Here is a 25,882-nt window from a genome sequence, read left to right as displayed (position 1 = left end):
ATCTTCCTTTTTTTTACCCATAAAAGTAGGCCTGTAAGTATCTAAATTATTTTAGTTTAGGTGATAAAAGTCATCTTTCTTTCTCCCCAAATATATAATCTTTGCTGCTTAATAGTCAAATTATATATTATGGGCAACCAAAAATTTACATACGTATTATTATTTCTTTTTGTTTTGACAACACTACAAATTTCGGCACAAACGCTTGATATAAATGCAGATGTACGATCTCGTTTTGAATACCGCCATGGCTACAGTACCCTCTTTTCAGAAGATGCCGACCCTGCCGCATTTGTAAAACAACGTACTCGTTTAAATATTGGATACGAAGCAGAAAAGCTACAAGTATTCATCGCCTTACAAGACGTAAGCACATGGGGAGATACCAGACAATTACTAAATGTAGATGGGAATGATTCTTTCTCGCTATTTGAAGCATGGGCTGCATTACAAATCAATGAAAATTGGTCTACAAAACTAGGAAGACAAGTAATTTCTTATGATGACCAACGAATTTTTGGTGGCGTAGATTGGGCTATGCAAGGACGTTTTCATGATGCCGCTATTCTTAAATATAGAAAAGATAATTTTATGTTAGATCTAGGTGGTGCATTTAGTCAGGAGCAAGAAGCTATTGAAGGTAATGCGTATACTATTCAGGGATTTTTCTCGTATAAAACGATGCAATATGCTTACCTGAAAAAATCATGGGAGAATAGTACTGCGAGCTTACTTTTCTTAAATGCAGGATTCCAAGATTTTACCGGAGATGCTAATGATATTGCAGATGGCGTCTCTTACAGACAGACCTTGGGTTCTTATTTTACATTTCCTATAGAACGCGTAAATATAGCTGGAAGCGCTTACTATCAGTTTGGAAAAGCAAATGCCACTACAGATCTCGCAGGATATCAAGTTGCCTTAGAAGCTACCTACAACGCTAATAAAGTGAACTACGGTTTAGGAGTAGAATTATTAAGTGGTACAGATCAAGAAGGCGACGCAAAAAACAAATCATTTTTTCCTCTATATGGTACCAATCATAAATTTAATGGCTTCATGGATTATTTTTACGTAGGTAATCATGCCAATTCTGTTGGTCTTAATGATTTATATGCAAAAGCAGTAATCACGACAGGAGAAAAATCTAATCTCCTTATCAAAGGACATTATTTTAGCGCAAATGCAGATCTGGCTGCCGATGCTGATGCCTATTTAGGTACGGAAATAGACCTTGTCTATACACAAAAATTAATGCCTTTTGTAAAACTGAATGTTGGCTACTCTCAAATGTTTGCTTCAGATAGTATGAGTTTAATAAAAGGAGGTAGCGCTAATGATAACACAAATAATTGGGGATGGGTACAACTTACCATTAACCCTACACTTTTTAAAACCAATTTGAATAAGAACGATTAATATTCTTTACAGAACGTAAAAGAGTGCTCACTTAATTATAAGTCTGCACCCTTTTATATTTTATATAGTTTCAACTATTCTAAACAAGAATATAAGGTCTTTAGCTATTTACTTTCCATTGATAAGACTCATCTTCAAAAATTTCTTTTCCAAAAACAGGTACTTCTGCTTTTAATTTTTCAACTACATATTCTAAGGCCTTAAACACCACCTTTCTTCTCGGTGAAGAAACAAAAACAAAGAGACATATTTCTCCTGCTTTTACGGCACCTAAACTATGATATATATGCATACAGGTAAGGTCAAATTTTTCAAAAGTAGCTTCTCGCACCTCATGGAATTTCTTGTTCGCCATTTCTTCATATGCAGAATATTCTATAGCTGCAACTACTTTTTCATCTATAGTATCTGCTCTAACCTGTCCTAAAAATATATTATGAGCTCCTATTGTTGTTTTAGATTGATGTTTAGCAATAGCTTGAGCTATAAATTCTGATGAAATAGCGCCTTGAGTAAAGACGTTTTTATATATTGTTGACATATTTTATAATTGATTTAATTCTTTCATTTGTTTGTCTAGAAATTCCCAACAGTTTTTATTTATGGTTTCAAAAGCTGCTATCAGTTTTAGTCCATACGGGGTAATTAGCGTACCACCTCCTTTAGTACCTCCTACCGTTTTAGTTACGACTGCTTCTTTAGCCGATTTATTGACTGCATCTACAAGGGTCCAAGCCTTCTTGTATGACATCCCAATAGATTTTGCTGCTTTAGCCAAAGACCCTTGAGCTTCAATAGCTTTTAAAAGTTTTACTCTCCCCTGCCCTATAAGCACATTATCTCCTACTTCAATCCAAATTCTACTCCTAATTTTAGTATCGTTCATAGCTTCTTATTTTGTAGGTAATAGAATTATTTTAACAGGTGTACCCTTTTTTACAATGGTAGTATTTTCGGGGAGAAATACTAAGGCATTAGCATCTCCAAAAGCACTTACCATGGCTGAACTCTGACCTCCTAAAATTTGAACATGTGCGCCATTTACATAAGCTTTTAAAAATTGCGCCCGATCTCCGCGAACATTATAGTCTTCTAACATAGGCATCTCGATCCGTAATAACTGCGTTTGAGTGGCACCTTCTGTCTTTTTTAATAAGGGATATACATAGATATAAAAACAACTCAAGGCGGCAGCAGGATTACCTGGAAGACCAAATACAGCAGTACTATCCTTCTTTCCAAAAAACAAGGGTTTTCCTGGTTTTTGTTTCACTTTATAAAAAATTTCGGCTACTCCTATTGCCTTTAGCGCTTTACCAACAAAATCATAATCTCCTACAGAAACACCTCCTGTAACCATAACCACATCGTATTTTTTGATTGCTGCTGCTAAGGTGTTTTTTGTTTCTTCATAATCATCTATAACCGTTGTTATAGCGGTATCTAAATAACCTAACTCTCGTAATACTGCAGAAAGCATGGTACCATTAGACTCATATATTTCGCCATATTCCAAAGGCGTACCAGGAGCTTTAAGTTCATTTCCCGTAATAACGATACCTATAGATGGTTTTTTATAAACAGTTACAGTAGTAACCCCTATACTGGCTAAAAAGCCTATATGTGCTCCTTTTAAGACTGTTCCTTTTTCTAAAGCCGTAGCTCCTCGTTTAATTTGCGACCCTCTTGGACGTATATTCATTTCTGACACTAATGGCATCTGTGGTGACATGCGCGTGCCATCTACTACAACTCTCTCTTCCATAATAACCGCATCAGCAGTATCAGGAACAGGAGCACCTGTAAAAATGCGTACAGTTTCTGTATTTTTTAAAGGCGGATTAGCGTGATCTCCTGCTTTTATTTCCCCAATAACCGTATAGGCTTTTTCTGAACTAATTTTTAAGGCATAGCCATCCATAGCTGATTGCCGGAAAGGAGGCATATCAATTTCTGAAATAACATCGTTAGCCAGAACAAAGTCTAAAGCATCGGTTAGAGGTACTTCTAATAATATAGTTGCTAAAGAACTACATGTCAACACTAAATTTTGTGCTTCCTCTATGCTTATTAAAGTAGAACCTTTCTCCATTATATTATTTTATCGTCCTAAAAATACGTTATTTCCGCTCAAATATAGCGCTCAAAGTTTAAAACGAACTATGATAATTATCATCTTTTAATTATGAATCTTTTCAGATTTTTGCTAAATAGTTAGTGTTTTGTTAAAAAAACAAGCCACCTCGTTCTTAATTCAAATTATTTTGTATGCCAATTAAAAGTTATCTAGTCCATCCTATCCTAGGAAAAAAAGAAGAGTTAATGACAGCCTTAAAAGGTTTTGGACAATGCGAAGTACTTCCTGCAGAAAATCAAAATGTTTTAGCATTAGTCACTGATACTCAAGACGAAAAGGAAGAAGAAATTCTAAAAGAAAAAATTGAAGCTTTAAGTAGTCTAAAATTATTGGCTCTAGTTTCTGGTTTTAACACCCCTCAATAATTATATAGCTATGTACGATTCTGTAACAAATAGAAGGAGTTTTATAAAAAAAATGGCCATGATGTCTGCAATTACTGCAGCTGCATCAATGTTTCCAGGAATTATTTTCGCCAGCGAACAAGAAGAAGGGATTCCTGAAAATGCCAAACTTGATTGGAAAAAAGGGCCTTGTAGATTTTGTGGTGTTGGTTGCGGAATTCTTGTAGGTACTGAAAATGGAAAAGCTGTTGCCGTTAAAGGCGACCCTAACTCCTCTGTGAATAAAGGTCTGTTATGTGTAAAAGGGTATCATCAAATTATGTGTATCCAATCTAAAGATAGACTTACGCATGCCTTGGTAAAGAAAAATGGAACCTATGTTCAAACGCCTATAAGTGAAGCTTTAGATTTAGTAGCTTCTAAAATGAAGGAAACCATCGCTGCTCATGGTAAAGATTCTGTAGCCATGTATACTTCTGGACAATCTACGATACCGGAAGGGTATATTGCCTCTAAATTTATGAAAGGTGCCATTGGTACTAATAACCTAGATTGCAATGCACGGTTGTGTATGGCAAGTGCGGTTACTGGTTTCTTGACCTCTTTTGGTGCAGATGAACCTATGGGTTGCTATGAAGATATAGATCATGCTGATTACTTTGTGACTTGGGGAAATAATATGGCTGAGATGCATCCTGTATTATTTTCAAGAATGTTAGAACAAAAAGCTGTACGCGGCGCTAAAATTATAGATTTCGCCACACGTACTACGCGCTCTAGTACTGCTTCAGACCGTTCTATTTTATTTGAACCTCAAACAGATTTGGCTGTAGCAAATGCTATATGCTATGAAATTATAAAGAATGGGTGGGTCAACAAATCATTTGTAGAAAAGCACTGTACTTTTAGCAAAGGGCTTACTAATATCGGCTATGGTTTAGAAGATAAATTTAAGTTTACCGATAAACCAGAGGCTATAGATTTTGAAGCCTATAAAGAATTTTTAAAAGACTATAGTCCAGAAAAAGTAGCCAAATACTCCAAAGTATCTGTAAAAGACATCAAATATTTAGCCGCTATTTATGGTGACCCTAATAAAAAAGTGGTCTCTTATTGGTGTATGGGAATGAACCAACATACGCGCGGAACTTGGATTAATAATCTCGTGTACAATATTCATTTACTTACAGGTAAAATATCACAGCCAGGAAACGGACCTTTCTCTTTAACAGGGCAACCCTCTGCTTGTGGTACTGCTCGTGAAGTGGGAACCTTTACACATAAACTGCCACATGGCGTTGTAGCCAACAAGAAAGATAGAGAAATGGCTGCTAGGATATGGAAAGTTCCTGTAGCGCGTATTCCTGCCAAGCCTACCTACCATGCTACAGAAATGTTTAGAGCAGTAGATCGTGGCGACATTAAATTCATTTGGACACAAGCAACCAATCCTTTGGTGTCCTTACCAAAAACCAGTCGTTACCGACCAGCAATGGAAAAGAAATCTTGCTTTGTAGTGGTTTCAGACGTATTTCCTACGCCTACCTCAGATGTCGCTGATGTTATTCTTCCTGCTTCATGGCATATAGAAAAAGACGGTTTATACGGTAATTCTGAGCGTAGAACGCAACATTGGAATAAAATGGTAGAAGGGCCTGGAGATACGACTCCAGACGCTTGGATGTTTATTGAAGTAGCCAGAAGAATGGGTTACGGAGATTTATTTCCATATAGTAAAGAGAATCACGTAGAAGAAATATATAATGAATACCGACAATTTCATGAAGGTGCCAAACATAATATGGCTCCTCTTGAAGTTTTAAAGAAAGAATCTGGAGCTATTTGGCCCTATGTAAATGGAAAGTCTACCCAATGGCGTTACAATGCTAAATATGATCCTGCTTGTTCTAATGGAGAAGATTTTCATTTCTATGGAAAACCAGATGGTAAGGCCGTCATATGGCAACGTCCTTTTGAAGACGCACCAGAGAAACCAGATCAAGAATACCCATTTTGGTTAAATACTGGTCGTGTTGTAGAGCACTGGCATACAGGATCTATGACGCGTAGAATTCCAGTATTACATCAAGCTATGCCAAATGCCTATGTAGAGTTTCATCCAGACGATGCGAAGGCTCTAGGCATCAGAAACGGAGAAAATATCAAGGTTACCTCTCGTCGTGGTTCTTGTACATTACCGGCATCTATCAACGAAAGAGGTTTACCTACTAAAGGACAAGTATTTGTTCCATTCTTTGATGAGAATATGCTAATCAATGATGTTACCTTAGACTCCTTCTGTCCTATTTCTAAAGAACCAGATTACAAAAAGTGTGCGGTTAAAGTTGAAAGAGTATAGACTATGAAAAAAAGACTTGGAATCATATCGTTTTTTGTAGCCATCTTTATAGCGTTCATCGTTATTTGGAATTATAGCTATCAAGTAGGTTTAGAAGAAGCCTACACTCCTGTCATTGAAACTCCTACAGGGAACTTCATTCCATCAGAAAGTGGCGCTTTTAGACGGTTTGATGATGCAGGCCTAGATTATTTTAATATGCCTGTTGATGAAGACCACCAACGATCATTAGCTACTTATTACAGCAATAGAGCGTATCCCGGTGCACCCCCAAGCATTCCTCACCCTGTTGCTAAAGAACGTAGCTTTGGAGGTAATACTTGCATTCAATGTCATCAAAATGGAGGGTTTGTAGCCAAGTTTGATGCGTATGCTCCCATTACTCCGCATCCAGAAATGGTAAACTGCCGGCAATGTCATGTAACAAAAAACACCAATACCACCTTCAAAGATTTTAACTTTTCTAAGCCAAAACCTCCTGGAGTGGGTCTAGGAGTAAATAATGCTTTAGTTGGGAGTCCGCCAATGATTCCTCATCAACTGCAAATGCGAGAAAGTTGTATTTCATGTCATGGAGGACCTAGTGCTCCAAAAGAAATAAGAGTATCTCACCCTGAACGGATAAATTGCAGACAATGCCATTTACCAAAGACCAATGCGCAACCAAATGTGGACACCAGTACATTTCTAAGACAATTTGATCAATTAAATGAAAAATAGAACGCTAATATATTACGTAGTATTACTTCTAGGAATATCCTTATTCTCTTGCAAAGAAAAAGACGGGTATCATTCCATATCGGACAAGATAGAAGGAGAAAGTAGACCTTATCACGGCAACCTTAGTTCTGAAGATTTGCTTATGGATACAGAACTCATACAAATAACCGAAGGAGAATTTACATTTCTTATTCCAGAACGAAAAGGACAGATAAAATCTTTTGCCTGTATCGAATGTCATAGCAAACCCGTTTCGCAAATGAAAGGAACAACCGCTCAAAAAGCGCATTGGGACATCACATTAAATCACGCCAATAGTGATGCGATGGATTGTGCTACATGCCATAACGGGGAAGACATGAATAGCTTAAATACCCTAACAGGTAAGAATATAGATTTCAACCTAAGTTATAAACTCTGTGCACAATGTCACTCTAGTCAATTTGAGGATTGGAAAGGTGGTGCACATGGTAAAAAAGTAGCAGGCTGGGCTCCTCCAAGAGCATCAAACACTTGTGTCAACTGCCATAATCCTCACAGTCCAAGCTTTGAAACAAGATGGCCCGTGCAATACAATACTCAAAAAGGAATAGAACGTAAAGAAGGTTTAGATCACTAAAAATAAAGGTATGAGCGAAAATAAAAAATGGTACTCTTTAGATTTAGGTCTAAATACCACTAAAAAATCTTCTGGAACTTGTGGTTGTGGTAATGCCGAAGGTAGTTGCAGCAGCACCCCTAAGAAAGATGAAGAGTTAAGTCCTGATGAATTTTACGAAGCAGCGATCAACGCCTCTATCGGAGAAGAAAGACATAAAGATGGTTTTGATCAAGTCTTTGATGTAAAAATGGACCGTAGAAGTGCTTTTCGGAAACTAACCGCTAGCCTGCTTATTGGAGCTGGCGCCGTAAGTACTTCTTGCAGCGTAACTACCGGTGACAAAAGCAAAGAAAAAGCACAGATTGATTGGGAAGAGCAGTTTAAGGGAAACTATAAGCTGATGACTGATGAAGAAAAGCAAGGGACAATAGAACGTTTAATGCGCTCTTACGAATTAAGAACAGATAAAAACATAAGCATGACCGCAGAAAATGCGGCCGAAGATGTACTTTTTGGATATGCTTTTAATATTTCTAAATGTCAGGGCTACATGAATTGTGTAAGCGCTTGTGTGGAAGAAAATAATCAAGATCGCAACTCTGAAATGCAATACATCCGTATTCATGAAATGAAAGACGGAGAAGGTTTTAAGTTTGATAAAGCAGACGATAATTACTACCATGAGGTACCTGCCGAAGGTCATTTTTATATGGGAACGCAATGTTTTCATTGTGACAACCCTCCTTGTGTAGAAGTTTGTCCTGTACAAGCCACTTGGAAAGAAGAAGATGGTCTTGTGGTTATTGATTATGACTGGTGTGTAGGCTGTAGGTATTGTATGGCAGCTTGCCCATATGATGGGAGAAGATTTAATTGGAGTAAACCAGAGGTTCCAGAGAATGAGGTAAACAAAAATCAGCATTACCTAGGAAACAGAATGCGTAAAAAAGGGGTTATGGAAAAATGTACCTTCTGTGTGCAACGTACGCGTAAAGGTAAAAACCCAGCCTGTGTAGAGGCGTGCCCAACAGGCGCTAGAATTTTCGGAAATCTTTTAGATCCCAAGAGTACCATACGATGGGTCTTAGAAAATAAAAAAGTCTTTAGACTTAAAGAAGATTTAGGAACAGAACCCAAGTTCTGGTACTTCATGGACTAATACAAAGCAGGTTAACAACAGAAAATATATAAATCGTAGTGCTCAGAATAACAATTGATTCTTAGGCAAATTGATTTTAAATAGCATATAATGGGAATATTTAAAGTATTTAAAAGTTTAGTAATCGATAGTTTAGATACTATTACTAAAGGGTCTGCTAAGTACCATCTTTGGATGGGGTTCTTAACCCTTGTAATGCTAATAGGCATGTATTGTTATTCCATTCAACTAGAAGAAGGGCTGAGCGCTACAGGAATGTCTGATCGTGTGAGTTGGGGGCTCTACATCTCTAACTTTACGTTTTTGGTAGGTGTTGCGGCAGCTGCCGTCATGTTAGTGATGCCAACTTATGTATTGAAAGATATCGATTTTAAACAAGCTGTATTAATTGGAGAAGGACTAGCGGTCGCCGCTTTAATAATGTGTTTGGCTTTTGTCGTTGCAGATATGGGCGGACCTTCCGTACTATGGCACATGATTCCTGGAATAGGTGTTTTTAACTTCCCCAACTCCATGCTAACTTGGGATGTTATCGTGTTAAATGGATACCTTTTCATTAATATCAGTATCCCATTTTACATCCTGTTTAAACACTATCAAAATAAAGAAGCAAAGAAAAGTGTTTATGTACCCGGAGCCATTCTATCTGTATTTTGGGCTGTAGGCATACATTTAGTAACTGCTTTTTTATACCAAGGATTACAAGCGCGTCCTTTTTGGAATAATGCGTTATTAGGCCCTCGTTTTTTAGCGTCAGCATTTGCTGCTGGCCCCGCTTTAATCATTTTAGTACTAGCCGTAATACGTACATTTACTGCTTTTAAAATAGAAGATAAAACCATCAAAAAAATAGCAATGATTGTTACTGTGGCTGCACAGATAAATCTAATAATGCTTGTTTCTGAGCTATTTAAAGAGTTTTATGCGCCCACGCACCATAGTGAAAGTGCTTATTATTTGTTTTTTGGCTTACACGGAAAAACAGCATTACTTCCTTGGATTTGGACAGCGATTCCTATAAACGTATTAGCTACCATAATTCTTACTTTTAATAAATTTAGAAATAACCTTAAAGTACTATATGTATGTTGTGGACTCTTATTTGTTGCCATATGGATAGAAAAAGGCTTTGGACTAATTGTTCCGGGCTTTATTCCTGGACCTTACGGTAAAATAGTAGAATACTTACCTTCTGGAATAGAAATAGGCGTTACCATTGGTATATGGGCTTTAGGAGCCTTTGTATTTACCATCCTTGCTAAAACGGCTATTGGTATTGAATTGGGTGAGTTGCGTTATAAAGATAAAAATGCAGACAACGTTTAATTCCCATATAGTCTCACAATAAGAACAGCTACCGTGCTGCTTCTGAAAATTTACTTTGTAATAGATTCATAACAACTACAAAAAACGTACTCAGAACCTTCAACTCACAGACAATGCTATTGCGTTAATCTAATGAGGAGTAAAGCACATGTCTTAAATTAAAATTACAGATATTTGCGGCTTCAAATGAGAAAGAAACAAAAAGGAATTCTAAAGCGAATACTCAAAGTTTTTGCTATACTTCTACTGCTTTTTATAAGTATTATACTATTTATAAGAAGCCAGTGGGGACAAGATATTATCGTGTCTAAAGTTGTTAATTACGTTTCTAAAAAAACCAACACGACCGTAGAAATAGATCGGCTATTCCTGACCTTCTCAGGAAATCTTTATTTAGAAGGACTCTACCTCGAGGATATCAAAGGAGATACCCTCATCTACTCCAAGAGCTTAGAAGCAAACGTCCCTTTATCTCCTCTAGTTTTTGGGAGTGACATTGAACTAAAATCGTTAATCTGGGATGGCGTAAAAGCGAATATTAGTAGAGCAGAAAAGGTAGAAACTTTTAATTTCAACTTCTTACTTGAGGCTTTTGCGGCAACAGATACGGTCACAACTACACAAGCATCTGCTCCCGTAGCTTTTACAATTGGAGAAGTTTCTCTTTCCAATTTTGATGTACGATACACGGATGGGTTTTTAGGCATTGAAAGCGCTATTAAATTAGGAAAACTCCAAGTGGATATCGATAAAATGGTATTAGAATCTATGAAGTTTAAGCTTGAAAATGTAATGCTGTATGATACCGATATCACGTATAAGCAGACGAAACCGTTTCCTGAAGCTGAAGATAGTACAGCTACCCAACTACCCTACATTGCTGTTGAGAATTTTAAACTAGAACAAGTAACTGCTCAATATAATTCTATTCCAGATCAGCTCACTAGCAGTGTTAAAATTGGACAATTTAACCTAGATTTAGAGACCGCAGATTTAGCGAACAACGTATTTACTGTCAACGAATTAAAATTAAACAATTCAACTATTAGTTTACTAATAGAAAATCAAAACTCCACCACGCCAATTACGGAAAAAACCGCTACAAATAGCACGAAATTTGAATGGCCTAACTACATCGTTCAGGTGGCTAAAATAGATCTTAACCACAATAATATAAACTTGAAGGTAGGACAACCAACGCCTACCCCAGGAGAATTTAATCCAAGTGACATCGCAATTTCCAATCTGAATTTTACTACTGAAAGCCTTAGCTATAAAGCAGAACAGGTGAAGATGTCTTTAAAAACTTTTTCCTTTAAAGAACAAAGTGGTTTTCAGTTAAGAAATCTAGCTTTTAACTCCAGTTTAAATGCAAAATCTACCGCGGTCTCAGACCTAGAACTAAAAACAAATAGGAGTATTATTCATGGTGATGCATCTATCAAATACAATTCCATACAAGAATTACTAGAGGCACCCGAAAACTCAGCTATCGCTGTGTCATTTCCTGAATTTATTCTAAATCTTGATGACGCCTATTACTTTCAAACCGATTTAGCTCAAAACGAGACTATTAAAAAAGCCGCTTCAAAACCATTTACAGGGAATTTAAATGCTTCAGGGTCACTTTTAACACTTGCTCCTACCATCAAAATTAATTGGGGAGAACACACCCAATTAACTGCTAAAGGAGAGCTTTACAACCTGATGAATCCAGATGCCTTATCTTTTGATTTCAAAACACTTAAAGCTACGTCGATTAAGAAAGACATACTTACTTTTATTTCAGAAACGGACTTAGGTATATCTATTCCGAAAACCATACAATTAGACGCTATTGCTATCGGCTCTACAGAGCACATAAAGGGAAACATAGCGCTAAAAATTCCCGAAGGAACTGCAAAAATTCTAGGTGAGTTTAGCGCCAAAAATTCAATGTCCTTTTCAGGTACATTAAGCCTGGACAATTTAAGATTAGATCAGCTACTAAAAAATAATGAATTTGGTGGCATTTCCATGACTATGGACTTGAAAGGCAGTGGCAATAGTTTAAATAGCCTGAATGCTGATCTAACAACTAACTTCACACAATTAGATTTCAAGGATTATGATTTTTCTAACCTAAACCTATCCGGTAAAATCGTGAGAGGAAAGGGCGTTATTAACGCCGACTTTAAGGATCAAAATTTAAACCTTGAAGCAAATGCACCAATTCATCTAGACTCCATCAATTCAAACCTAAAATTGAATCTAAACCTTATAGGTGCCGATTTGTATGCTTTAGGAATCACCCAAGAAAACATTAAGGTGGGTACTAAATTGAATGCGCGGTTTAGCGGAAACCTTACAGATTTTGAATTGAACACCTCTGTTTTAGAAAGTGTCGCAGTGTATGACAATGAACAATATCATATGGATGCGATAGATCTAAAAGCGATCATAAACACCAACAGCTCTAAGGTAAATATTGATAGTGATTTCTTAACTGGACAATTAAATTCTAACGGTTCGCCAGAAATGGTGTATACCGCATTACAAAAGCAGTTTGAAGCATATTTTACTGATAGCACAGCCATAGATACTACAACCAACGCTATTGTTCTTTCTATGAATCTAGCTTTCAGGCCTACTCCTATTCTCACTGAAGTGTTTTTAAAAGATGTAGATAAATTAGATACCATTACTATGAAGGCTAATTTTGACGCTAACGCTAAGAAGCTAAATGCTGTATTGTTTATACCTTCCGCAAGTTACAATGGCAGTACTATTGATAGCCTTAGCGTTTTAATAGAGGGCGATGCTACAGACTTAAATCTTAAAGCAGGGTTTAGCACCCTATCTTCCGATCCTATCTTAATTAAAAAAACGGTATTTGAAGGAACTGTAAAAAACAATGCACTGCTTACTGAATTTACATCTTTTGATGATGGTTCACCATTAGCTCATATCGCCACAGAAGTAAGATTCTCTAAAGATACTACCAAGCTTCATATCAATCCTTCTGGGCTAATTTTTAATAGAAAGAATTGGACTATTCCAGAGGATAACACCATAGCTATTGGTGAAAATATTTTGAATTTTAAAAACATAAGATTCACCAAAGAAAATCAAGAATTAAGTTTAAGTAATACTATTGAAGGAATTGATAGTGAACATTTTGGAATTATATTTAATAATTTCAAATTACAAACGTTCTTAAGCCTTTTAAACCCCGATGAAGCTTTAGCTTCAGGGAATATAAATGGTAGTTTTGTAATTGAGAATCCGTTTGAAGCTAGTGGAATTATAGCCGATTTTAAAATTAACGACCTAAAAGCCCTTCAAAATCCGTTAGGAAATCTTAAACTCAAAGCTACATCAACTAGTAATACTGCTTATGATTTTGATTTATCGCTAAAAGATGGTGGTATAGATTTAGACCTTACTGGAGATTATACCGCAGCAAAGAGTGGCGCCAAACTTAACTTAGACCTAGAGCTAAACAAAGTATCTCTTAAAAACATTGAAGCATTTTCCAAGGGAGCTATTACCAATTCGGAAGGTTTTATTTCTGGTAGCGCCAAAGTACGCGGAACAACTACTAACCCGGAATATGAAGGAGTTTTTAATTTTAAAGATGCCGTCTTTAATGTTGCCGAGCTGAATTCAGTTTTCAAAATCACCGATGAAAAGCTAAAAATAAATACTAGTGGCTTGTATTTAGATAATTTTGAAATCAACGATTCTAAAGCCAATAGTTTTGTTTTAAATGGCACTGTTCTGACAGATGATTTTACAAATCCATCATTTGATTTGAGTTTAAAAGCAGATGCGTTTCAAGTTATAAACTCCACCAAGGAAGATAATGAATTATTTTATGGCCAAGCCAGTATGGATGCCGATGTAAAGATCAATGGGTCTTTAAGTCTTCCCGTGGTAACCGGTTCCCTAAAAGTTAGAAAAATTACCGATATTACATATGTAGTACCAGAATCGCAATTAGATGTAGAAGAACGAGATGGCGTTGTTATTTTTGTCAATCAAGAAAATCCAGATGCCATTCTTACAAGAAATGACGAGGAAGAGACCTCTTCCCTATTTAAAGGTTACAAAGTAAATACCGTGTTGGAGATTGATGATGATGCTATCTTCAATGTAATTATTGATAAAAAAACAGGAGATAATCTTCAAGTTTCTGGTGATGCTGCTTTGAATTTTAGCGTGGCCTCTAATGGCACCATGAGTTTATCGGGTAGGTACGAATTAAAAGATGGTCATTACGAAACAAGCCTTTATAATTTAGTAAAACGAAAATTTGATATTAAGCCCGGTAGTACCATTACTTGGTTAGGGAGCCCTACTGATGCAAAACTAGATGTTACTGCCATATATAATGTAGAAGCGTCTGCAAGTCCTTTAATGTCTAGCGTAACCTCGAGTGAAGACGCTAGTGTTACCGCAAAATACCAACAAGTACTTCCATTTATGGTGTATTTAAATGTAGATGGGCAATTGCTAACACCAGAGATTTCTTTTAATTTAGACATGCCAGAAGATTCGCAAGGTTCGCTAAATGGTGCTGTATACAGCCAAGTACAACAGCTTAACGACCAAGAATCGGAATTAAACAAACAAGTATTCTCTTTACTAACCTTAAATAGATTTTTCCCTACCGCAGGAAGTGACGGTAGTAGCGGTGGTACAGCTACCATTGCACGTAACAATGTAAATAAGGTGCTTTCAGGACAACTAAACACCTTTTCTAATAAACTCCTAGGGAATACAGGGTTTGACCTAGATTTTGATTTGGATAGTTTCACTGATTATCAAGGAGATAGTCCCCAAGATAGAACCCAATTAAATATCAACGCTCAGAAAAAATTGTTCGATAATAGACTAATTGTAACCGCAGGAAGTGCCGTAGATGTAGAAGGTAGCGCTCAAGCAGGACAAAGTGAGACGCCAATTATTGGGAATGTAAGCTTAGAGTACTTACTGTCTGAAGACGGTAGGTACCGATTAAAGGGGTTTCGTAAAAATGAATATCAAAATGTAATTGACGGGCAGCTTATTATTACAGGAGTCGCTTTAATCTTTAATAGGGAGTTTAATAGTTTTAGTGAGCTATTCAATCCTCTAAAAAAAGATACGGAAGAAAAGAAAACTACAAAAGAAAATAAATAAAACGAATCATCCCATTGAAAGAAAACGCTAGATATCGCTCCCTATTCATACTAACACTCACCCTAGTAGTATACTCCTGTGGAGTTTCAAAATATATTCCGGAAGACGAAGTTTTGTATGCAGGGTCAGAGATACAGATAGAAACAGAAGAGGATACCTTAAAAATTAATCAAGTAGCTGAAGAATTAAATACATTAATTCCTCAAGAACCTAATTCCAAAATATTAGGAATGAGACTTGGTTTATACTATCACTTTAAGGCTGAGCAAGAAAAGCCAGGCTTCTTAAACAAATGGTTGAATAAAAAAATTGGAGAAGAACCTGTTTATCTTTCCGATGTAGATCCGCAACGCGTAGAAAAATTAATTCTTAACAGGCTAGATAATAGAGGTTTTTTCAATAGCAGGGTTGCTTCACAAATAGACAAAACTCCCAAAATAGCTACTATTACTTATACCACAAAACTACCACGCCCCTATCGTTTAGAAAAATTTGAACTTCAAAAAGACTCGCTCCCTATTTATTCTGAAATTCAAGATATTTTAGCCAATAGTCCTATAAAATCTGGAAATAGATTTGATCTGGAGTTAATGAAATTTGAACGCGAACGTATCGATAATCAGCTAAAGCAACGTGGTTATTATAATTTTAATGCCGATTTTCTAATTTTTGAAGCGGACACAAATAGTTATGATACCCCCAAATTTGACTTATTACTCCGCTTAAAAAAGAATACTCCTTCAAAATCTATTATACCATATACAATAGATTCAATGACTGTATTCCCAAAATATACGGTAGGCGATACTACGTCTGTAGCCTATAACACCATTGTGAACGGTATCAATTTTATTCAAGAAGAAGAATTTTTTAAGCCCAAGCAATTACAACCCTATATTCTCTTTGAAAAAGGGCAAAAATATAACGCAAATACGGCAAGGCTAACTAGCAATAGGTTGTCATCTATCGGTAGTTATAAATACGTAAATATTCAATTTAAGGAAAAGGATACCATAGCGGGAAGCGATGGTTCTGGAGCTTTAGATATGGATATTTTTCTTTCCCCGCTTACGAAAAGATCCGTGCGTGCAGAACTCCAAGGGGTTACCAAGTCTAACGGATTTGCCGGACCAGGAATATCTGTATCCTACAACAACAGAAACGTATTTGGCGCAGGAGAAACCTTGAGTATTACAGGTAGCTTTTCTTATGAGACACAGCTCTCTGGGGGAAGCAATACTGGCCTGAGTAGTATTTCTGGAGGATTAAAAACAGATTTAATAATACCGAGATTGGTACCTTTTTCTCCCAGCAGATTTAAGTACAACGTTCCAAAAACAAAAATTAGTTTAGGAGTAGATTTTCTTGATAGAAGTCAGCTATACACACTTACCTCTTTCAATACATCGTATGGATATACTTGGAATGCCAATAAATATGTATATCATGAACTAAACCCTATTAGTATTAATTACGTGAATTTAGCAAATACTACGGATGAATTTGATCAAATTCTAGATGACAATCCGTATTTGAAAAGTAGTTTTGAACAACAGTTCATTGCGGGTCTTAATTATAAATTTACGTATAATGAATTGGTAGATGAAAATAAGTCTCATCCCATCTATTTTGCCACGAGTTTAGATATTGCTGGGAACGCTTTAAATCTTTTAAATGGTGGCAAGGAGACCGCTTTTGGTCTAGATTATGCACAGTACGCTAAAATGGACGTGGATTTTCGCTATTATCTAAGGTGGAAAAATGAGCAAACTTTTATTACCAGATTGTATGCAGGTCTAGGCGTTCCTTATGGCAACTCCTCTACCTTGCCTTTCGTAAAGCAATTTTTCTCTGGAGGTCCCTATAGTGTAAGAGCTTTTCAGATACGCTCTTTAGGTCCCGGTACTTTCGTAGCGGAAGACGATGATGATTCTTCATATTTTGATCAATCAGGAAATATACAACTAGAGGGAAATTTAGAATACCGCTTTCCTATTTTTTCTTATCTAAAAGGGGCCTTATTTGCTGATGTTGGAAATGTATGGCTAACCTATGAGCCTGAAATTTCTGAGGATGAGACTGAAGAAGGGATTGCTTTAATTGAACGCTTAAAAACTCAGGGGAAATTTGACAAAGACTGGATCAAAGAACTAGGCGCTGGTGTAGGTTTTGGATTACGGGTAGACATACAAAGCTTTGTTATAAGGTTAGATCTAGCCTCTCCAATACGTGTACCCTACTTGCCAGAAGGAGAGCGCAGCAGAATCCCCTTTTTTGATGGAGGCGATGATAACTTAATGTTTAATTTTGCGATTGGATACCCTTTTTAAGAACTCTTACGAAACACGTGTTACCTATGAAACCTTTGCCTGTTTATACATTTGAAACCAACAAAAACACTTTACCATGGTCTGTGATAGATGATGCAGTGATGGGAGGAAAATCTTCTGGATCATTTTTCATCAATGAAAATGGTAAAGGAGTATTTGAGGGAACCGTATCTTTAGAAAACAAGGGTGGTTTTTCTTCCCTACGATATCAGTTTGCTACCATTGAAACAACATCCTACACTAAACTAAAAATAGTCTTAAAAGGAGATGGAAAAAGGTATAAATTTAGAGTAAAGGCAAAACAAACGGACAGACATTCCTATACCACCTATTTTAATACTTCTGGAGCATGGGAAACTATAGAAATAGCCTTAGAAAAACTAACTCCCGCTTTCAGAGGAACTTCCTTAACACTACCCAACTACGATCAACGAAGCATAGAAGAGTTGGCCTTTGTAATAGGTAATAAAAAAGAAGAGCACTTTACTTTAGAAATTGACCGTATAGAATTAATTTAAAAACAAACAAGCGCTATTAATTTAGAAACTTACCAAAAGTCACAAAAATTTTATTTTAAATGCTTTGTTATTTTTGAACTTAAAGGTTTTGTAATAGAATAATAGTAATCTATGAATTGCCCAGCGTCATCCACTAAGTACTTTTGAAAATTCCATTTTACACTAGAATTCTTTTTTCCATTTAATGATTTAGAAGTAAGCCAAGCATACAATGGATGCTGTTTAGCACCTTTTACTTCTATTTTTTCCGTAAGTAAAAACTTGACACCAAAATTTAAGCTACAGAATTCTTCAATTTCCGAAGCTTCTCCGGGCTCTTGACCTCCAAATTGGTTGCAAGGAGAGCCAATGACAACTAAGTTATCTTTATAGGTATCACTAAGACTTTGTAATTCTTTGTATTGTTTTGTAAATCCGCATTCAGATGCCACATTCACAAAAAGTAATTTCTTACGCTTAAAATCTTCCAAAGAAATTGGAGCTCCATTTAAATCATTAATGGTAATATCATAAATAGGATGATTTTTAAGAATATTCTCTTTCGCTGGGGTAATTTTAGCTTTAGTCGTTAACTTCATAATTCAGTATTAAAATGGCCACACTTGGTACAACTTTACAGCACCAAAAAATACGATGAGATAGAAAATCACAATATCCCTAAAAATTATAAAGCACAAAGTGATAAAATGATTCGTAAAGCCGTTTCAAAAATACTAATTTTGTTTATTATTACTTTTAAATAATTAAACAAAATTAAACATGAAACAACAGGAACCTAAAATACATATTATCGGTGCAGGTATAAGCGGTTTAATTGCGGCGCAGGTTCTTGAAGAAGCTGGCTTCTCCCCTGTTGTTTTAGAAGCTACAGACACTATTGGCGGAAGAGTAAAAACAGAACTATTCCAAGGACACCAGTTAGATCATGGTTTTCAGGTGTTATTAACAGCTTATCCTGCAGCACAGAAATATTTAGATTACAAAGCTTTAGAATTACAGAAATTTCTACCAGGAGCTACAATTTTTAAAAATGCTAAACAGGTAAATATTGGAGACCCCCTTCGTGAAATCTCGTTGCTTTTTTCTACACTATTTTCTGATATAGGGAGTTTATCAGATAAATTCTTAATTTTAAAATTAAATAGTTTCTTAAAGAAAAAATCACTCTCAGCAATATTTTCTAGCAAAGAACAAACAACCTTATCGTATTTGACCGATTTTGGTTTTTCCTCTAAAATGATTTCCAATTTTTTTAAACCATTTTTTAGTGGAATTTTCTTAGAAACAAATTTAGCTACCTCTAGCAGAATGTTTGAGTTTGTCTATAAAATGTTTGGAGAAGGTCATGCTGCCTTGCCTAAAGCTGGAATCGGAGCGATTCCGAAGCACCTCTCTGAAAAATTAAAAAGCACATCTTTTAAATTCAATACTAAAGTTAAGGCTGTAAATGATACTGAAATAGAACTTATCGATGGTACAAAATTAGCAACAGATTTCACCATTGTTACCACAGAACCCAGTAAATTAATCCCTAGACTAAAAAGTCAGGAAACCCAATGGAGGTCCTGTTATGCCTTGTACTTTGAATCGGAAAAACGACAAATTCAAAAACCATTGATTGGTCTCCTTCCTGACGATAATATGCTAATTAATAACATTTTTTACCCTTCTAGTTTAGCTACTGCTGCGACTACTACTAAAGAGCTATTGTCTGTTACCGTTATAGATGCCCAGAATTTGTCTGAGGAAACACTCATAGAAAATGTAAAATTAGAATTAAAAGAATACTGTGGTATGGAATCCCTAAGCTTCCTAAAATTATTCCATATCCCCAAAGCACTCCCTAAATTAGATGATTTACGCTATGATATGCCTGCATCTGAGACACGTTTAACTTCTGGAATTTTTCTAGCTGGAGACACCCAACTAAACGGCTCATTAAATGCTGCAATGTTATCGGGAGAAAGAGCTGCTTTAGGCGTTGTAGAAGCAATTTCAGGAACAATGTTGTCCTAAGTAACACAGTAACTTTTAAAATACTAAAATCTTAAAAGAGGAGCTATCATCGCACCATTAGTTAAGTAAAGAAAGTTACTAGAATTAAAAAAACCATCGATAGCATAAGCTACCGATGGTTTTTTAGTTTTAAAATTAATTTAATATTATATTCCTGAATCAGGCTTTCCTTTCAACCTAATCTCAATTTTTTTCTTTTTTACGGTTAATCTTTTCATTACCTCCATTAAACTTGCGTCCTTTGTTTCTTTATAACGCTCATTAATTGCTAAAATTAGTCGTTTTGCTTCTCTCGAAGCTACCACTCTATCACTCGTAGACATATGACTCATTTTGGCTTTTTCAAAGATTGTCGCTTCTTTTAAAATATCCATAGTTATTTTTGTTTATTCTTAAATAAATATAATTAAACAAAAGGCAATATACAACAAAGAAATAACGATTATGATTTTTTTAAGATATAAAAATATGCTGTCCCTTCTGAAAAAGAGGAATATTGATCAAAAAAATATTATTTTGAAAGCCTAAAACATTTCTTTTTACTATATGCAAAAATATAAAAGCTTCTCAAAAAAGACTGTCGTCCATTAAAGTTAAACAAGGAAAAACCCTACATTCATAAGGGTTCAAGGAATTGGGACTAATTTTAATTATTTAATTTCAATAGCGCTTTCTCCTCTTTATTTCCTCGTAAAGTTGTAATCACTTTTGTGTCTATACTGTTAGTCGTTCTAATTTTAAATTATTTAAAATATTTTCACTTTTTTTCAATTCTAAAAGTACTTTTAAGTAAGAATTTTCAAATTCAGGCATGTTTGACTGAAATAGATTTTTGTAATACCCTATCCCTTCCTTTAAATTTTTAGCAAAAAGAGAGAGATATTTATGTTGTTTCGTATCTAAAATATTTCCTGCCTCTTCTATCTTATTTTGTAAATATTCTACATAAATACCTAATTCTTTCACAAATATATTAGGACGATCCATACGTTCCATAACATTGCGTTCGCCATAAATATGCCCAATCATTTCTTTTAAATTAATTACTTTAGAAAAGTATGCTAAATTTGGTCCAGGGCAAATAGAAACTCCTTCTCCCTCTGTCTTAGTATCTAGATTATATTTAATCAATGCGGAAGTACCTAACCCAACACAAGTGCATGATTTTTCGATGATTTTATTGTATTCCTTTTGATATATTTCTAGTGTTAAATTTTCTTTTTTTAAGGCTGTAATTCTTAAATGTTGGTATTGTCTAGATGCGGTACAAACGCCTGCGTCTGTAAACTCTTTATTTAAAGCTACGTATTTCTTAGGACAAGAACTTCCGGGCCTATTTTTGGCAATTAAAGCCGCTTTTTCTAGATCTTTAGTATTTCCTTTGAGGTTATGAAAAGGAACTCCCAATGGGGATATATTACTTAAATACAGATCGCTTTCTTTTGCTTTACTAATCTTTTCCAAAGTCTCATCGTCTACTGTAGTAGCTTCTGGCACCAATAAAAATGGCGACCCCCAACCAATAGAATCAAGTTTATAATGCTTGCGTAAAAAATCATGCTCTGCTGCCGTCCCTACTCCACCTTGCGCTGTAAATTTTACAGGTAAAGATACTTCCGGAACCTGTCTATTTTTTAGCGTTAATGCTTTACTTAAAACTGCTGCAGTTTCAGCTATAAATTCTTCTCTTTGATCCCTAAACTGCGCCAATATGGGACCCAATAAATATCCGTCTGTAGCAAAGGCATGACCACCACAATTAAGACCAGACTCTATCCTATACTCCGATACCCATAGTCCCTTTTTAGCTAAAAATTTACCTTGTATTAATGCAGACCTATAGTCGCTTACTTTTAATACAATTTTCTTTTTTATCATTCCGTTTTCGTCAGGATAAAAATCTTCAAATTCTTCTAAATAGCTATACAGTCTTGGATTCATACCCGCAGAAAATATAACTGATGAAACTAACTCGCTATTTGCATAGCCTCTAAGAGCTGCATGAGCATCATTATATATCGTAGGTAATTTTTCCTTTTTATAAATGTTCTCCTTATCTACTTTGGTCATTATATTCACATCAATACTACCCATTTTCAAATTTTCATCTAGAAAATTTTTCAATTCACTACGATCATAGTGTTTGCTTATAAGGGCATTAAACTGTTGCTTAAGAGAGGAAGTTTCTGGATAAAAATCAAAATACTGTTTTAAACTTTCGCTAACACCATTACTGATATCTTTAAGTTCTTTAAATTTATGCTGCGCGATTTCTTGAACTAAATTTAAATAGGAGCTTATTCGTTTAGCCCTAAAATCTTCACTATTTTCTGTAATTTCTTGATATGATTGATTGAAGTTTGTGGCATACATTTTTCTTAGCTTTTCTATTAAAATATCGTCTACCAAAGAAATAACAGAATCAATGCCTAAATGTGCAACTTTAATTGGAGTATCTATTGTAAAGCCTATTCCCATTACAGGAATATGAAAATTATGTGTTTTCATCATTATAGTACTATTATATATTCGAAATAATTAAGTTCAAAACTGGCACTAATAATAACCACAGTATATGATATTTATCATTTTTTAAAAGATGAAGACGCCTTATTAGAACAAAGTCGTCTAACCAAGATCGCTTAGATGTTATTCATAGTGTATTACAATACAAATGCTTAGAACCTTATCCACAAAGTATATGACAACCTGGTTTTCAAACTAGTATATCATTTAAAGTACCACAACAGATTACCATGTGTGACCTTTAAACTAATTGAAATCTAGGCTCTTAATAATCTACCACCCCATTTCATAAGTATTAAATCCTATATTTATACCATAGCTGAATAAATGTTCGTTATAAGAAGGATTATTAGTCTCCCATTTTATAGAAAATCTAAAAAAATATGAATAAATATGCTACTTTCATTGTATTCTTAATGTATTCTTTCACTTTATGTGCTCAGGGAATTCCTATGATTAGCCCTGCAGAAAATGGAACTAATCCTATTGAATTAAGCAGTCTTCACATCAATGTTTTTGTGATTGATAATATGGCTACGACGACCTTGGAAATGCAATTTTATAATGACAACGACCGTGTGATGCAGGGAGAACTAAATTTCCCATTAGGAAATGGCGTAACCGTATCCCGGTTTGCTTTAGATGTAAATGGAGAAATGCGGGAAGGGGTTGTTGTTGATAAGGAAACTGCTACGCAAGCCTTTGAAGCGGTAACCCGCAGAAATGTTGACCCAGGTCTTGCTGAAGTTACTAAAGGGAATAATTTTAAGGCTAGAGTCTACCCTATTCCAGCACAAGGCTATAAGAAAGCCCTAGTTGCATTTGAACACGAGATTGATGGTGATGTAGATAATTTCATTTATCAGTTGCCGCTAAGCATCAAACACGTGCTAAAAAAGTTTTCGGTAAAGGTTGAAGTCGTCTTAAATAAACCTAAAATTATAAAAAGTAAAAGCCCAAAAATAAATTTAGATTTCACGGAAGCACGGAACTCCTATATCAGCGAATATCAAGAAGAAAATAAAACTTTAGAACGTCACCTTACTTTTGCTATTCCGAGGCCCAAAAAAGTCTCTAAAGTGGTTACTTATAAAGGAGCTGCTACATCAGATAACTATTTTTACAGCTATTTAAATATAAAACCGGAGCAGCGCGAAAAGAAGAAACCTAAGAACATTACGGTAGTTTGGGATGTTTCTTCTTCTGGTAAGGATAGAGCTATAGAGAATGAATTAGAAATTTTAGAAGGGTATCTAAATTGGATGCAACAGGGTCAAGTAAATTTGGTAATATTTTCAAACACCATACATACCACTACAAGGTACCAAATTGCTAATGGCATTTGCAGCCCACTTATTAGTGCCCTAAAAACAGTAAATTATGATGGGGGAACAGCGATTAACGCCATCGATTTTTCTAGCTTTAAATCAGAAGAAATACTTTTATTCTCAGATGGAATTTCAACTTTCGGGGCTAAAAATCACAAGAATTTTGAAGCTCCTATTACCGCTATAAATACAGCTACTAAAGCCAATCATTCATTATTAGACTATTTTGCCGCGTGTACTAACGGTATATACATCAATGCTTTCGAGGCGTCCGTGAATCAAACAATTGAAAAAATAACTCAAGAGCAAAAGCAATTTATAAAAGCAGAATTTGATACTACTAAAATTAAAGAAGTCTTCCCGAATAGTGCCCAAAAGCTAAGGGATAATTTTAGTCTTTCCGGAAAAATTGAAGGGGATCAAGCTGACGTAACCCTACATTTCGGGTTTGGAGATAACATCACAGAAACAAAGAAGATCATTATTGATAATAGTGAGGCATTAGATCATAATTTAGGGGAACGTATTTGGGCACAAAAAAAACTTAAGACTTTATTAGTACGTCAAGATGCAAGCACTATCCGGTCTCATGGAAAAAAGTTTAATCTCGTGACTCCTAATACCTCTTTAATTGTTTTAGATGACGTAGCAGATTATGTACACTATAAGATTGTACCTCCCTTATCATTACAAGAAGAATATTACCGCCGTATCTCGGCACAAAATGAACAAAAAAAGGATAGTAAAGCACAGCGTATTTCAAGCTTGTGTCAAACTTTTAATGCTGATTTTGATTGGTGGAAAAACCCTCCTATTAAAAAACCAGAACTCAAAAAATCTACGCCTTCAGAGTCCCGTTCAAGAGAAATTGTATCTGACAGAATAGCATCATCGCCTCAAGCCGATATGATAATGGAAGTAAATGAAATTGCTTCAGAAGAAGAGCTTAGTAGCAAAAAATCTGAAAAACAAAGTAAACCTACCATAACTATTGTAGCATGGGATAGTAATGAGCCATATATCAACACCTTAAAATCAGTAGCCAAAGAAAATATATATGCCACCTATTTAACGCTTAAGGAAAAAAATGGAGCTAATCCTTCCTTTTATTTTGATGTAGCAACCTATATGTTTCAAAAATCTCTGAGAGCAGAAGGTTTACGCGTTATTTCTAATTTGGCAGAATTAGAATTAGAAAACACCGAATTATTACGAACCCTAGGAAGAAAACTGTACGAGTATAATTTTTATAACGAAGCATTAGCCGTTTTTAAGGAAGTGCTTGAAACAAGATCTTTTGAGCCACATTCGTATATTGACTTAGGCTTAACCTATACAGAATTAGGAGAACATCAAAAAGCTGTAGATAACTTATACCAAGTGATTGCTAAAGAATGGGAACCAGAAAGCCTGGCTCGCTTCAATGGGATAGAGTTAATTACACTTCATGATATAAATAATATCATAGCAAAGCATAAGGAAAAATTAGACATTTCGTTTATAAATCCATGTTTTATAAAGCATATGCCGGTTGATATTAGAATTGTCATTGATTGGGACGCTAATGAAACAGACATTGATTTATGGATTACAGATCCTCATACCGAAAGATGTAGCTATAACAATACAAATACCCGACTAGGAGGAAGAATATCTTATGATGTAACTCAAGGTTACGGCCCTGAAGAGTTTAGACTTAAACATGCTATAGATGGTGCTTACGGAATAGATGTTAATTTTTACGGTTCTAGAAAACAAACTGTTTTAGATAAAGTTACTGTCCGTGCATTGGTCTATACCAATTTTGGAACAAAAGAAGAGCAAAAAGAAGTATTAACACTTCAGTTGGAGCCTGCTAAGAATGGAGACTTTAACGTAGGAACTATAAAATTTAAGAAATAATAAAACTCATAAAATAATTTTTAATAACTAATCA

General features: G+C 35.4%; 18 protein-coding genes. 12 read left to right on the top strand and 6 right to left on the bottom strand.

The annotated features are described in order from the left end of the window. The first annotated feature begins 129 nt into the window (after positions 1-129). Entirely contained in the window at positions 130-1,419 is a 1,290-nt protein-coding gene (locus M666_RS14305; RefSeq protein ID WP_029446400.1) for an alginate export family protein, read from the top strand. 100 nt (positions 1,420-1,519) lie between these two features. On the opposite strand, the gene M666_RS14300 is transcribed toward M666_RS14305, so the two are convergent. From M666_RS14300 to M666_RS14290, 3 genes are read right to left on the bottom strand one after another with little or no spacing between them, the layout of a single operon-like run. Beyond that, a complete protein-coding gene (locus M666_RS14300; RefSeq protein ID WP_029446399.1) occupies positions 1,520-1,960 on the bottom strand; it encodes a molybdenum cofactor biosynthesis protein MoaE in 441 nt (146 codons plus the stop codon). Positions 1,961-1,963: 3 nt separating this feature from the next. Next, positions 1,964-2,305, bottom strand: a complete 342-nt coding sequence (locus M666_RS14295; RefSeq protein ID WP_029446398.1) for a winged helix-turn-helix domain-containing protein — start codon at positions 2,303-2,305, stop codon at positions 1,964-1,966. A 6-nt stretch (positions 2,306-2,311) separates the two neighbouring features. After that, complete coding sequence (locus M666_RS14290) at positions 2,312-3,511, bottom strand: molybdopterin molybdotransferase MoeA (protein ID WP_029446397.1); 1,200 nt, start codon at positions 3,509-3,511, stop codon at positions 2,312-2,314. 176 nt (positions 3,512-3,687) lie between these two features. On the opposite strand from M666_RS14290, the gene M666_RS14285 reads away from it, so the two are divergent. From M666_RS14285 to M666_RS14245, 9 genes are all read left to right on the top strand, one after another. Then, positions 3,688-3,921, top strand: coding sequence for a hypothetical protein (locus M666_RS14285; RefSeq protein ID WP_024480698.1), 234 nt, complete (start codon positions 3,688-3,690; stop codon positions 3,919-3,921). 10 nt (positions 3,922-3,931) lie between these two features. Then, positions 3,932-6,259 (top strand): molybdopterin-dependent oxidoreductase, encoded by a 2,328-nt coding sequence (locus M666_RS14280; protein WP_029446396.1) that lies wholly within the window; start codon positions 3,932-3,934, stop codon positions 6,257-6,259. A 3-nt stretch (positions 6,260-6,262) separates the two neighbouring features. Then, positions 6,263-6,979 carry a cytochrome c gene (locus M666_RS14275; RefSeq protein WP_029446395.1) on the top strand — a complete coding sequence of 239 codons (717 nt, stop codon included), beginning with the start codon at positions 6,263-6,265 and terminating at the stop codon, positions 6,977-6,979. Beyond that, on the top strand, positions 6,969-7,598 hold the full coding sequence (locus tag M666_RS14270; RefSeq protein WP_029446394.1) for a multiheme c-type cytochrome: 630 nt from the start codon (positions 6,969-6,971) through the stop codon (positions 7,596-7,598). The genes M666_RS14275 and M666_RS14270 overlap by 11 nt, the downstream gene beginning before the upstream one ends. 10 nt (positions 7,599-7,608) lie before the next feature. Continuing rightward, positions 7,609-8,739, top strand: coding sequence for a 4Fe-4S dicluster domain-containing protein (locus M666_RS14265; protein ID WP_029446393.1), 1,131 nt, complete (start codon positions 7,609-7,611; stop codon positions 8,737-8,739). A 90-nt stretch (positions 8,740-8,829) separates the two neighbouring features. Next, entirely contained in the window at positions 8,830-10,065 is a 1,236-nt protein-coding gene (dsrP, locus tag M666_RS14260) for a sulfate reduction electron transfer complex DsrMKJOP subunit DsrP (RefSeq protein ID WP_029446392.1), read from the top strand. Between the two features lie 186 nt (positions 10,066-10,251). Further along, positions 10,252-15,228 (top strand): translocation/assembly module TamB domain-containing protein, encoded by a 4,977-nt coding sequence (locus M666_RS14255; protein ID WP_029446391.1) that lies wholly within the window; start codon positions 10,252-10,254, stop codon positions 15,226-15,228. 14 nt (positions 15,229-15,242) lie between these two features. Further along, positions 15,243-17,558 carry a translocation and assembly module lipoprotein TamL gene (tamL, locus tag M666_RS14250; RefSeq protein ID WP_029446390.1) on the top strand — a complete coding sequence of 772 codons (2,316 nt, stop codon included), beginning with the start codon at positions 15,243-15,245 and terminating at the stop codon, positions 17,556-17,558. Positions 17,559-17,584: 26 nt separating this feature from the next. Continuing rightward, positions 17,585-18,076 carry a CIA30 family protein gene (locus M666_RS14245; protein WP_029446389.1) on the top strand — a complete coding sequence of 164 codons (492 nt, stop codon included), beginning with the start codon at positions 17,585-17,587 and terminating at the stop codon, positions 18,074-18,076. A gap of 50 nt (positions 18,077-18,126) precedes the next feature. Here the strand turns inward: M666_RS14245 and M666_RS14240 are convergent, their stop codons facing one another. Then, positions 18,127-18,654, bottom strand: coding sequence for a glutathione peroxidase (locus M666_RS14240; RefSeq protein ID WP_029446388.1), 528 nt, complete (start codon positions 18,652-18,654; stop codon positions 18,127-18,129). 181 nt (positions 18,655-18,835) lie between these two features. Between M666_RS14240 and M666_RS14235 the strand changes: the two genes are divergently transcribed. Then, positions 18,836-20,092 (top strand): NAD(P)/FAD-dependent oxidoreductase, encoded by a 1,257-nt coding sequence (locus M666_RS14235; RefSeq protein WP_029446387.1) that lies wholly within the window; start codon positions 18,836-18,838, stop codon positions 20,090-20,092. 146 nt (positions 20,093-20,238) lie between these two features. On the opposite strand, the gene M666_RS14230 is transcribed toward M666_RS14235, so the two are convergent. Then, positions 20,239-20,466, bottom strand: a complete 228-nt coding sequence (locus tag M666_RS14230; RefSeq protein ID WP_024480687.1) for a hypothetical protein — start codon at positions 20,464-20,466, stop codon at positions 20,239-20,241. 340 nt (positions 20,467-20,806) lie between these two features. Then, positions 20,807-22,600 carry a hypothetical protein gene (locus M666_RS14225; RefSeq protein WP_039326452.1) on the bottom strand — a complete coding sequence of 598 codons (1,794 nt, stop codon included), beginning with the start codon at positions 22,598-22,600 and terminating at the stop codon, positions 20,807-20,809. A gap of 401 nt (positions 22,601-23,001) precedes the next feature. On the opposite strand from M666_RS14225, the gene M666_RS14220 reads away from it, so the two are divergent. Continuing rightward, positions 23,002-25,848, top strand: coding sequence for a DUF2135 domain-containing protein (locus M666_RS14220; protein ID WP_029446385.1), 2,847 nt, complete (start codon positions 23,002-23,004; stop codon positions 25,846-25,848). Positions 25,849-25,882 lie beyond the last annotated feature (34 nt).

The organism is Cellulophaga baltica 18 (assembly GCF_000468615.2).
GTDB lineage: Bacteria > Bacteroidota > Bacteroidia > Flavobacteriales > Flavobacteriaceae > Cellulophaga > Cellulophaga baltica.
The sequence above is the reverse complement of the archived record's forward strand: the minus strand, read 5'-3'. Positions and strand labels throughout refer to the sequence as shown.

Coding starts and splice junctions, on each gene's coding strand:
- M666_RS14285 (WP_024480698.1), top strand. CDS start 3,688: ATGCCAATTAAAAGTTATCTAGTCCATCCTATCCTAGGAAAAAAAGAA.
- M666_RS14235 (WP_029446387.1), top strand. CDS start 18,836: ATGAAACAACAGGAACCTAAAATACATATTATCGGTGCAGGTATAAGC.
- M666_RS14280 (WP_029446396.1), top strand. CDS start 3,932: ATGTACGATTCTGTAACAAATAGAAGGAGTTTTATAAAAAAAATGGCC.
- M666_RS14225 (WP_039326452.1), bottom strand. CDS start 22,600: ATGAAAACACATAATTTTCATATTCCTGTAATGGGAATAGGCTTTACA.
- M666_RS14245 (WP_029446389.1), top strand. CDS start 17,585: ATGAAACCTTTGCCTGTTTATACATTTGAAACCAACAAAAACACTTTA.
- M666_RS14305 (WP_029446400.1), top strand. CDS start 130: ATGGGCAACCAAAAATTTACATACGTATTATTATTTCTTTTTGTTTTG.
- M666_RS14230 (WP_024480687.1), bottom strand. CDS start 20,466: ATGGATATTTTAAAAGAAGCGACAATCTTTGAAAAAGCCAAAATGAGT.
- M666_RS14220 (WP_029446385.1), top strand. CDS start 23,002: ATGAATAAATATGCTACTTTCATTGTATTCTTAATGTATTCTTTCACT.
- M666_RS14290 (WP_029446397.1), bottom strand. CDS start 3,511: ATGGAGAAAGGTTCTACTTTAATAAGCATAGAGGAAGCACAAAATTTA.
- M666_RS14255 (WP_029446391.1), top strand. CDS start 10,252: ATGAGAAAGAAACAAAAAGGAATTCTAAAGCGAATACTCAAAGTTTTT.
- M666_RS14300 (WP_029446399.1), bottom strand. CDS start 1,960: ATGTCAACAATATATAAAAACGTCTTTACTCAAGGCGCTATTTCATCA.
- M666_RS14275 (WP_029446395.1), top strand. CDS start 6,263: ATGAAAAAAAGACTTGGAATCATATCGTTTTTTGTAGCCATCTTTATA.
- M666_RS14265 (WP_029446393.1), top strand. CDS start 7,609: ATGAGCGAAAATAAAAAATGGTACTCTTTAGATTTAGGTCTAAATACC.
- M666_RS14240 (WP_029446388.1), bottom strand. CDS start 18,654: ATGAAGTTAACGACTAAAGCTAAAATTACCCCAGCGAAAGAGAATATT.
- dsrP (WP_029446392.1), top strand. CDS start 8,830: ATGGGAATATTTAAAGTATTTAAAAGTTTAGTAATCGATAGTTTAGAT.
- M666_RS14295 (WP_029446398.1), bottom strand. CDS start 2,305: ATGAACGATACTAAAATTAGGAGTAGAATTTGGATTGAAGTAGGAGAT.
- M666_RS14270 (WP_029446394.1), top strand. CDS start 6,969: ATGAAAAATAGAACGCTAATATATTACGTAGTATTACTTCTAGGAATA.